Origin of the sequence: Paludibacterium sp. (assembly GCF_019232825.1) — a bacterium.
In the GTDB taxonomy this organism is placed as follows: Bacteria; Pseudomonadota; Gammaproteobacteria; order Burkholderiales; family Chromobacteriaceae; genus Paludibacterium.
Window position 1 is genome coordinate 1 of sequence record NZ_JAFAND010000002.1, and the last position, 9,436, is coordinate 9,436.

At 65.7% G+C, this 9,436-nt stretch carries 11 protein-coding genes; 6 read left to right on the forward strand and 5 right to left on the reverse strand.

The genetic code is table 11. The annotated features are described in order from the left end of the window. Positions 1-875 (reverse strand): 16S rRNA (cytidine(1402)-2'-O)-methyltransferase (gene rsmI, locus JOZ06_RS00075; RefSeq protein ID WP_293227501.1); only part of this gene is annotated, 875 nt, incomplete at its 3' end. Positions 876-890: 15 nt separating this feature from the next. Here rsmI and JOZ06_RS00080 point away from each other — a divergent pair. From JOZ06_RS00080 to JOZ06_RS00095, 4 genes are read left to right on the forward strand one after another with little or no spacing between them, the layout of a single operon-like run. Next, complete coding sequence (locus JOZ06_RS00080; RefSeq protein ID WP_293227503.1) at positions 891-2,066, forward strand: penicillin-binding protein activator; 1,176 nt, start codon at positions 891-893, stop codon at positions 2,064-2,066. After that, the gene (locus tag JOZ06_RS00085) at positions 2,063-2,401 is read left to right on the forward strand and encodes a YraN family protein (protein WP_293227505.1); all 339 of its coding nucleotides are present in this window, start codon (positions 2,063-2,065) and stop codon (positions 2,399-2,401) included. Before JOZ06_RS00080 ends, JOZ06_RS00085 begins: the two co-directional genes overlap by 4 nt. Positions 2,402-2,420: 19 nt before the next feature. Beyond that, a complete protein-coding gene (locus JOZ06_RS00090; protein WP_293227507.1) occupies positions 2,421-3,011 on the forward strand; it encodes a phosphoheptose isomerase in 591 nt (196 codons plus the stop codon). Then, a complete protein-coding gene (locus tag JOZ06_RS00095; RefSeq protein WP_293227509.1) occupies positions 3,011-3,634 on the forward strand; it encodes a BON domain-containing protein in 624 nt (207 codons plus the stop codon). The genes JOZ06_RS00090 and JOZ06_RS00095 overlap by 1 nt, the downstream gene beginning before the upstream one ends. 18 nt (positions 3,635-3,652) lie before the next feature. On the opposite strand, the gene JOZ06_RS00100 is transcribed toward JOZ06_RS00095, so the two are convergent. The 4 genes from JOZ06_RS00100 to JOZ06_RS00115 all read right to left on the reverse strand — a co-directional run bounded on the left by JOZ06_RS00100 (position 3,653) and on the right by JOZ06_RS00115 (position 7,653). Beyond that, complete coding sequence (locus JOZ06_RS00100; RefSeq protein WP_293227511.1) at positions 3,653-4,867, reverse strand: EAL domain-containing protein; 1,215 nt, start codon at positions 4,865-4,867, stop codon at positions 3,653-3,655. A 202-nt stretch (positions 4,868-5,069) separates the two neighbouring features. Further along, complete coding sequence (locus JOZ06_RS00105) at positions 5,070-6,035, reverse strand: Tim44 domain-containing protein (protein WP_293227513.1); 966 nt, start codon at positions 6,033-6,035, stop codon at positions 5,070-5,072. Between the two features lie 55 nt (positions 6,036-6,090). After that, positions 6,091-6,792 carry a tRNA (N6-threonylcarbamoyladenosine(37)-N6)-methyltransferase TrmO gene (gene tsaA / locus JOZ06_RS00110; RefSeq protein ID WP_293227515.1) on the reverse strand — a complete coding sequence of 234 codons (702 nt, stop codon included), beginning with the start codon at positions 6,790-6,792 and terminating at the stop codon, positions 6,091-6,093. Between the two features lie 108 nt (positions 6,793-6,900). Then, positions 6,901-7,653: a GNAT family N-acyltransferase gene (locus tag JOZ06_RS00115; RefSeq protein WP_293227517.1), complete on the reverse strand. Its 753-nt coding sequence runs from the start codon at positions 7,651-7,653 to the stop codon at positions 6,901-6,903. 183 nt (positions 7,654-7,836) lie between these two features. On the opposite strand from JOZ06_RS00115, the gene JOZ06_RS00120 reads away from it, so the two are divergent. Further along, entirely contained in the window at positions 7,837-8,295 is a 459-nt protein-coding gene (locus tag JOZ06_RS00120) for a lytic transglycosylase domain-containing protein (protein ID WP_293227518.1), read from the forward strand. Between the two features lie 70 nt (positions 8,296-8,365). Continuing rightward, positions 8,366-9,436 (forward strand): tRNA uridine-5-carboxymethylaminomethyl(34) synthesis enzyme MnmG (mnmG, locus tag JOZ06_RS00125; RefSeq protein ID WP_293227519.1); only part of this gene is annotated, 1,071 nt, incomplete at its 3' end.

A 9,436-nucleotide genomic window follows, 5' to 3' on the forward strand; every position in this document is an offset into this window, starting at 1 on the left:
AGCGCGTGGTCGTACAGCGCCTTTTTGTTGGCGCCGGTCAGCTGTGCCGCCAAGGCCGCCGCTTGCTTGGTCGGCAGTTCCGCCGCCAGGATGGCCAGTGTGTGCAGCGTGTCGGCGCTCAGTCCCTCGTTTTGCGGCTGGGGTGGCGCGGCGTCGATCACCAGCACGAATTCGCCGCGCTGCTGGTTGGCGTCGTCGCTGACGAAAGTCAGCATGTCTTGTGCCGGCAGCGTGCGCAGGGTTTCGAAGGTTTTGGTCAGCTCGCGCGCCAAGAACAGGTTTCGTTCCGGGCCGAGCTCGGCGACGATGTCCTGTAGCGTGTCGAGGATGCGGTGCGGCGCTTCGTAGCACACCACGCTGTATGCCGCTTGGCGCCATTGCGCCAATTGGCGCCGGCGCTCACCGGATTTCGGCGCCAAAAAGCCGTGGAACAGGAACGACGGCGCGGTCAAGCCGCTCGCCGACAGCGCGGTGACCACGGCGCTCGCGCCCGGCAGCGGGCACACCGGCAGGTCGGCGGCGCGCACGGCCTCGACCAGGCGCGCGCCGGGGTCGGAAATCGCCGGCGTGCCGGCATCCGATACTTGCACCACTTTCAAGCCTTCGCGCAGCCAGCCGATCACCTGTTCCGCCATCGCGCGTTCGTTGTGTTCGCGCAGGCTGACGAGCTTGGGCGCGTGCAGGCCGTAGGCTTTCAGCAGCTGGCCGGTGACGCGGGTATCCTCGGCGCAGACCACATCGGCGGCCGTCAGTGCCGCCAAACCACGCGCGGTGATATCCGCCAGATTTCCAATGGGAGTGGCCAGAACATATAATGTGCCGGGTAGGAAAGACTCCCCGGAAGACTCGATCAAGTGAGCGAACGAAGTATGCAAAAACTGGCTCCACTGATGGTTGGTACATTGCTGGCATGGGGTACGCTGGTCCATGCGCAGGAACCCGACTATATCATTCAAAGCAATGCCGCGCCGCTCAATCCGTTGAGTGTTTCCCAGACCGCCCGACCCGCTGCCGCGACACCGCCCGTGCCGGTGCCGCAACCCGCGTCCGCGCCGGTATCGCAGCCCGCCCCCGCGCCGCAACCCGCGCCAGTTCCACCGCCGCAGGCCGCGCCGAGCGCGCCGCCGGCCGTGCCGGGCGCCAAGCCGGCGTTGACCATCGGCGTGTTGTTGCCGACCGATTCGCCCGATTTCGGCGAGGCCGCCCGTGTGGTGCGCGCCGGCATGGATGCCGCCGCCGCGACCGACGGCCAGGCGTCGCTGGAATATGTCGACGAGGAGCCGGCCGATCTGGCCGCGCGCTACCGCGCGCTGGTGGCCTCCGGCGCCCGCGTGATCGTCGGCCCGCTGACGCGGCCGGGCATCAGCGCCATCGCCGCGCACGTCACGGTGCCGACGCTGGCGCTCAATGGTTTCGAGCCGGGCCTGAAAACCAATCCGCGTTTGTTGAGTCTGTCGTTGATCGTCGAAGGCGAGGCACGGCAGGTCGCGCACCTGATGCGCGACGATGGCCGGGCCAACCCCTTGGTGGTCAGCACGGCCGACCCCTTGTCCAAGCGGCTGGCGCAAGCCTTCGTCGACGAATGGCGCAAACAGACCGGCGCCGCGCCGGCAGTGCTGGCTTGGCCGTTCACCGCGCCGATGACCGATACGCTGGCGCATGCCGATTCGGTGTTCATCGCCATGACGCCGCCCGAGGCCGCCGCGCTCAAGGCCGCCTTGCCGGGGCCGTTGTCGGTGTACGCCACGTCGCAATTGGATACGCGCAAACCGGATGCGGCGCTGGCCGGCATCCGCTTTATCGACATGCCGTGGTTCCTGATGCCTGAGCAGGCGCAGGTGAAGCGTTACCCGCGGCCGAGCGCGGCGCTGACCATGCAGACCGAGCGGCTGTATGCGCTGGGGATCGATGCTTACCGGTTGGCGGTGTTGATGGCCAAGGGCAAGCCGGTGCCCGGCATGCTCAAGCTCTCCGGGGTGACCGGCGATTTGCAGCTGGGCGCGGACCGTCAATTTGAACGGGTTTTGCCACTGGCAGTAATGATGCCCGATAATAACGGGCAATGAATAACAGCGGCCGTGAGGCCGAAGACCGGGCATTACGCTGGCTACAGCGTCAAGGGCTGACGCTGGTGGAGCGCAATTGGCGCTGCCAAGGCGGCGAGTTGGATCTGGTGATGCGCGACGCCGGGGTATGGGTGTTCGTCGAGGTGCGCCACCGGGCGAGCGAACGCTTCGGCGGCGCCGCCGAGAGTCTAACGCCGGCCAAGCAGCGCCGCCTGCGTCTCGCGGCCGCCACCTATCTGCATGTCAAAGGGCTCGATGATGCCCGCTGCCGTTTTGATGCCGTGTTGTCGCGAGGCGACGGCCGGTTGGACTGGATGAAAAATTTTCTGGCGTGAAGCGCCCGGAAGGAAAAGCATGGATTTGATCGAACGCGTCAACGCGCATTTTCTGGACAGCATCGCCGCCAAGCAGGAGGCGATGACCGTTCTGGCGCCCGTGGTGGCCGCCGCCGCCGAGCGCATGGTGCAGTGCTTCATGGGCGAGGGCAAGATTCTGTCCTGCGGTAATGGCGGTTCCGCCGCAGACGCCCAGCACTTCGCCGCCGAGATGGTGGGGCGGTTCGAGAAGGAGCGCATGGGTTTGCCGGCCATTTCTCTGGCCACCGATACCTCGGCCTTGACCGCCATCGGCAACGACTACGACTTCGACATGGTGTTTTCCAAGCAGGTGCGGGCTCTGGGCCACGCCAACGACATCCTGCTGGCGATCTCCACCTCGGGCAATTCGGCCAACGTGATCGAGGCCATCGGCGCCGCGCACGAGCGCGGCATGAGCGTGATCGCCCTGACCGGCCGCGACGGCGGCAAGATCGCCGAGCTGTTGTCGCCGGACGACATTCTGCTCAACGTGCCGGTGATGCGCACCTGCCGCATTCAGGAGGTGCATATTCTGTTGATTCACGCGGTGTGCGACGCCGTCGATTACATGTTGCTAGGAGCTGAATAATGAACCGTCGTCCTTGGATGACTGCGATTCTGGTGCTGGGATTGAGCTCGGCGCTGTCCGGCTGCTTTTTCCCCTTGCTGGCGGGCGGGGTAGCCGGCACCGCCATGGTGGCCAGCGACCGCCGCACCAGCGGCGCTTATCTCGACGACAAGTCGATCGAGCTCAAAGGCGGGGCGATGCTGTCGGATAAATTCCCCAGCGCGCATGTCAACCTCAACAGCTTCAACCGCACCGTCTTGCTGACCGGTGAAATGCAAAGCGAAGACGATCGCAACCGCGTGGCCTTGATCGCCGGCTCGCTGCCGGGCGTCAAGCGGGTGGAAAACTATACCGTGGTGGCCGATCCGTCGACCTTCAGTCAGCGCAACAACGACACCTGGATCACTTCCAAGGCGCGCAGCCGCCTGATGGGCGGCGAGGGCAATTACTCGTCGCAGGCGATCAAGATCGTGACCGAACGTGGCGTGGTGTACTTGATGGGGCTGGTGACGCGTCCCGAGGGCGACGCCGCGGCGGCGGTGGTTAGCCAGACCGCCGGCGTGCTCAAGGTGGTGACTTTGTTCGAGTATCTGAACGAGGTGCCGCCGCTGCCGGCCAATACCGCCTCTTCGTCGGCGCAGTAAGCCGCGTTTCTCCCGCCGTCACCCGGCCATGTTGAGGCCGGGTGACGGCGCCAACATATCGGTGCACAGCACGTGCATCGACTCATCGATTTCAATCGCCATCGACAAGGTGACACAGGTGCGGGTGTCGGTCATCGACAGATAGGGTTCGCTCATATAGAGCACGCCCGGCTGATCGATCGCGTGCTGAAAATAGGCGCGGCGCGACCAGACGGCGCCGGTGGTGTCGGCCAACGGCGCGAACTTCGGCTGCGCGGTTTGCGAGGCGGTCTGACGGGTGTTGAGGTTGCGGCCGATCTGGCGGCCCTCGCTATCGAGCAGGAAGCAGCGCAGCACATTGGGCATCGACAGCATCGGCCGGGCCGCCTCGTCGAAGGGCGTGTTCTGCATCAGCAGGATGGCGCTTTGCACGAACGACTGCCGCGCCAGCTCCAGCTGGCGCCGGGTGATCTTGCGCCGCAACAGGTCGCGCACCATCAGTTCGTCCCAGCGCGCGTCGATGCGCGGCGTGATCAATTCATCGCCGTCGGGCGCGAGTCCCGGCCGGGCGACGTAATCGCCCTGTACCAAGTCACAGCCGGATTCCAACGCCACCAGCACGTCGCCCTCGGTCTCGATGCCTTCTTGCACCACCAGTGCACCGGATTCGTGCATCAGATGCACCAAACGGTACAGCAGATTGCGCAGCCGCGGATTACCGCTGGCCTGGCGCAGCAGCTGTCGGTCGAATTTGACCAGATCCGGTTCCATCTCGCAGATGCGGTCGAGGTGGGAGTGGCCGACGCCGAAGTCGTCGACGGCGATCAGGAAACCCTGCTTGCGCAGCTGACGGATGGATTGCTGCAGCACGTCGTCGCCGCCAAGCGCGTGTTCCTGCACTTCCAGCACCACGCTTTGCGGCGCGAGGCCGGCGTCGGCGATCGCCTTGGCGACACGCTCAACGTGTTCCGGACTCGTCAGCGAAGCAGGGTGGACGTTGAGAAACAGCCAGCGCGGCGAGTCGGAAGCCGGCACTTGGGCGACATGGGTGCGCAGCATCGCCAGGTCCAGCTGGTGACAGGCTTCCGGTTGCTCCATGCGCGCAAACGCCTGTTCCGGCATCAGCGGCTTGCCGGCGTGCTTGGCGCGTAGCAGCGCCTCGACGCCGACGGTGCGGCGGTGCGCCAGACTGTAGATCGGTTGGAAATGCGCGTTGAGCGCGAGCCCGGCGTGTTCGGTCGGCGCCTGATTCATGGTGGATCTCCTGGTACTGCCATGTGGCGCGTTGCTGCGCGAACGCGCCCTACAGCCCATCGTGGCGTGTGTGCGCGTAGCAACGCACGATTGCGTTGTTGCAACCTTATCGCCTGCCAGCTTGGCAAGCAAGCGTCATTCCAGTTTGTAACCGCAATGAAAAAAAGGGCCATATGGCCCTTTTTTCATATTAGCGATGGCGTCAGCTCTGCTGAATGCCGGCCACCTTCCACTTGCCGCTAATCGGATCGTCTTTGACGAAGTGCCAGGTCTCCGAGAACGGCACCGGCGTGGCGTTGACTTCCTCGCTCACCAAGCCGAAGAAGCGCACGCTGGCGGTGATGCGGCCCATCTCTTCGCCGGCGTCGATCAGCTGGCAATCCAGATCGGTGAAGTCGGCCATCGCCTGATTGTTGACGATGTCGCCTTTGAGCTCGTTGAATAGCTCCGGCGTCATGTAGCGCGCCACCTCGTCCAGCGAATCGGGCGAGTTCAGGCTTTGCAGGTGCAGGAAGATCGCCTTGGCCTGGCGCAGGAAGTACGGCGCCTCGGTGCCGTCCGGCAGGCGGCGGTGATCGGTGCTGGCGTTGGCCGTCGCACCGCCGTTGCCCGGAAAGCCGGAGCCGATGGCCGGGATCGCGTCGAAGCGGTTGTCGTTGGCCTGCGGTTGCGGCTGGGGCTGCGGTTGCGGCCGCATCGCCTGCGGCGCGTGCTCCGGCATGGCCATGCGGCGGCGGAACCAGGCCAGGCCGATCAGGAAGGCCACGCCCAGCAGGATGACCCAATGCCAAGGAATGCCGGCGGGCTGCGGCGCCGGCGCGTTGACGGCCTGCGTGGCTTGGCTTGCCGTGGCAGGCGCCGAGGCCGCGGCGTGGGCCGGCGCGGTGGCGGCGTTGTGATTGGTGGCGGAGCCGAGCATATAGCCGGCGGCGGCGCCGGCCGCCCCGGCGGCGACCACCGTGCCGATGCCCGGCCCTTGTTTCTGCGGTTGTGCCGGCGCGGGTTGCGGCGCGGCCGGCGCCGCCGACTGTTGATAGGGTTGCGTCGGCGCACTGCGGCGCACGCCGGCGCTACGGCCCTTACCGATCCGCGCGGCCTCGGCCAGCGGGGCGAGCAGCAAGGAAGCGAGTGAGAAGGCGAGAATCATCGTCTTCGCGCGTGAATTCATATCTTACTTTTCCTAAGTGAGATGACAGCATGCGTTGAGACACGGGCATGGCCGGTTAGTTCGTATCGGCATCGTGAATACCGAGCACTTCGACCCTGTCGCCGTCCACGCGAAAGCGCACGTCGACGTCGAACAGCCGCACGCCATACACCCGTTCCGGGTCGTCTTGATAGGCCGGCCGCGGGTCCTGCGCCAGCACTTCGTCGACCAGCTGGCGGAAGTCGGGCTTGAGGCGCTTGCGTTCATCCAGCGCCGTTTCGGCCGCCGAACTCCAGGCGACGGTCAGTTGCGGCGGCGGGCCGTCGACGAAACCGCTGTTTGCCTCGGGCCGAGCCTCGACGAAAGGAATATAGGGTTTGACGTCGAGCACCGGCGTGCCGTCGAGCAGGTCGGCGCCGACGAGCAGCAAGCGTACTCCTTGGTCATAGTCGATGCCGGCGAGCTCGACCAGCGACAGGCCGATCGGATTGGGCCGGTGGGTCGAGCGGCTGGCGAGCACGCCGACCTTGGCGTTGCCGCCCAGACGCGGCGGCCTGACCAACGGCGTCCAGCCGCGCGCGGCGGTTTCGTGGAACACGAACTGAATCCAGACATGCGAAAAGGCGTCCAGTCCGCGCACCATGTCGGGCTGGTCGAACGGCGGCAGCAGCACCAGCTCGGCGCGCGCGCTGGGCGCAAGCGAACTTTGGCGCGGAATACCGAATTTCTCCTTGAACGGGGAGCGGATCAGGCCAATGGGCTCGAAGGTGTAAGACATGGGCGCATTATAGCGCGGGGGAAGTCGGTGAGGCGGGAGTGGGTGAAGCGGGAGTGGGTAAGGCCGACTCCCTACTCCCGCTTTATCTACTCCCCACTCCCGCCTTACTTATTTGCTGCCGAAATGCTTGTCGTAGCGCTTGCTCAGGCGGTGCATCGACAACAACATGAAAAAGTCGGCGCAGTTGAAGTCGGGGTCCCAGGCCGGTTCGCCGCAGACGAAGGCGCCGGCGCGCAGGTAGCCCTTGATCAGCGCCGGCATCGGCGCCGGGGCGGCGTCGTCGAGCACGCGGTCGAGCGGCAGCGGCAACAGCGGAAACACGCGCCATTCTGCCGGCGCCAGGTGGCTGCCTTCCAGCTGGCGATACAGGCTGACCGCCTGGTGGCCGCCGTCGGCGAGGCTCACGCTTGCGCAGCCGGCCAGGTATTCACAGCCGTGCTTGCGTACATATTCGGCCAGGCCGGCCCACAACAGCGTGATCACGCCGCCGGTGCGGAAATCCTTATGCACGCAGGAGCGGCCGACCTCGATCAGGCGCGGGCGCAGATGTTCCAGCCGGGTGATGTTGAATTCGTGTTCGGAGTACAGGCTCGGCGCGCGTGCCGCCGCTTCCGGCGTCAGCATGCGGTAGGTGCCGACCACCATGCCCGTGGCTTGATCCTCGACGATCAGGTGTTCGCAGTAATCGTCGTATTCGTCGCAGTCCAGGCCCAGGTCGGCCGAAGTCAGTTGCGCACCCATCTCGCCGGCGAATACGTCGAAGCGCAGCTTCTGCACGCGGCGCAGGTCGTCGGCGCCTTGCGCCAAGCGTAGGGACAGCCGGCTCTCGCGGCGGGTTGCCAGGTTTTGATTGAGTTGCATGCTAGGCTCCGTGTGGCTTGACGTGCCGACCATGCTAAGCAGCGTGTTTGAAGTTTGTATGTAAGCGTGATGACCATCCTATGACATCCAGGGGGCTGGCACGGATTCGGACTGTGCCGATGATGCCGCCGCCGGCGGGGCGTTACCGTCGAATCGACGATGGCTTCCCACAGGAGACGCGGCATGGGCCGCTACGCTTTGCTGCTGTGTCTCGCCCTGTTCGCCCGTCCCGCCCTGGCCGGCTGCTGGCAGGAGGCCGGCAGCCGCTACCAAATCGATCCCTGGCTGCTGTGGTCGATCGCCAAGGTCGAATCGGGCTTCAACCCGCGCGCCATCCACCGCAACCGCGACGGCAGCTACGACATCGGCCTCATGCAGATCAACAGCCGGCACTTGCCTAGGCTCGCGCGCTACGGCTACGACGAGCGTTTGCTGCTGGACAATCCTTGCGCGTCGGTGATGGTCGGCGGCTGGATACTGGCCGGGTTCATGCGCCAGTACGGCGACGGCTGGCGCGCCATCGGCGCCTACAACGCCGGCACGGCGCCGGGCCGCGACCGCCTGCGCGACGCGTACGCGCAAAAAGTCTGGCGCGTCTACCTGGCGACGCGCGCGCGGACGTTCCGCGACGAATCGAACTAAATCAAAAGCTTAAATTCATTCGGAATTTGACGTAAAATGATACGTTTCAGTTGAATTCCGTGATCCGCACATGATTTATCCGACGCACTTTGACGTTATCGTCGTAGGGGGCGGCCACGCTGGCACCGAGGCGGCGCTCGCGGCGGCGCGCATGGGCCGCCAGACACTGTTGTTGAGCCACAGCATCGAATCGCTGGGGCAGATGTCGTGCAATCCGTCCATCGGCGGTATCGGCAAGGGCCATCTGGTGCGCGAGCTCGACGCGCTCGGCGGCGCCATGGCGCTCGCCACCGACCTGGGCGGCATCCAGTTCCGCACGCTCAACGCCTCCAAGGGGCCGGCGGTGCGCGCTACCCGCGCCCAGGCCGACCGCGTGCTGTATAAGGCGGCGATCCGCCACATGCTGGAGAACCAGCCCAATCTGATGCTGTTCCAGCAGCCGGTCGACGACCTGCTGCTGGAGGGCGAGCGCGTCGTCGGCGTCAAGACCGCCATCGGCGTCGAATTCCACGGCAGCACCGTGGTGCTGACCGCCGGCACCTTCCTGGCCGGCAAAATTCACGTTGGCCTGGCCAACTACAGCGGCGGCCGCGCCGGGGACCAGGCGGCGTCGGTGCTGGGCGCCAAGCTGCGCGAGCTCGCCTTGCCGGTCGGCCGCTTGAAGACCGGCACGCCGCCGCGCATCGACGGCCGCAGCATCGATTTCTCCGTGATGGAGGAGCAGCCGGGCGATTCGCCCGAGCCGGTGTTCTCCGTGCGCGGCACGCGCGCCATGCACCCGCGTCAGCTGCCGTGCTGGATCACCCATACCACGACGCAAACCCACGACATCATCCGTTCCGGCTTCGACCGCAGCCCGATGTTCACTGGCGTGATCGAAGGCGTCGGTCCGCGCTATTGCCCGTCGATCGAGGACAAGATCAACCGCTTCGCCGACAAGGACAGTCACCAGGTCTTCCTGGAGCCGGAAGGCTTGACCACGCACGAGTTCTACCCCAACGGGATTTCCACCAGCCTGCCCTTCGACATCCAGTTGGCGGCGGTGCGCTCGATCCGCGGCATGGAGAACGCCCACATCCTGCGGCCCGGCTATGCGATCGAGTACGATTACTTCGACCCGCGCGGACTGAAGTCCACGCTG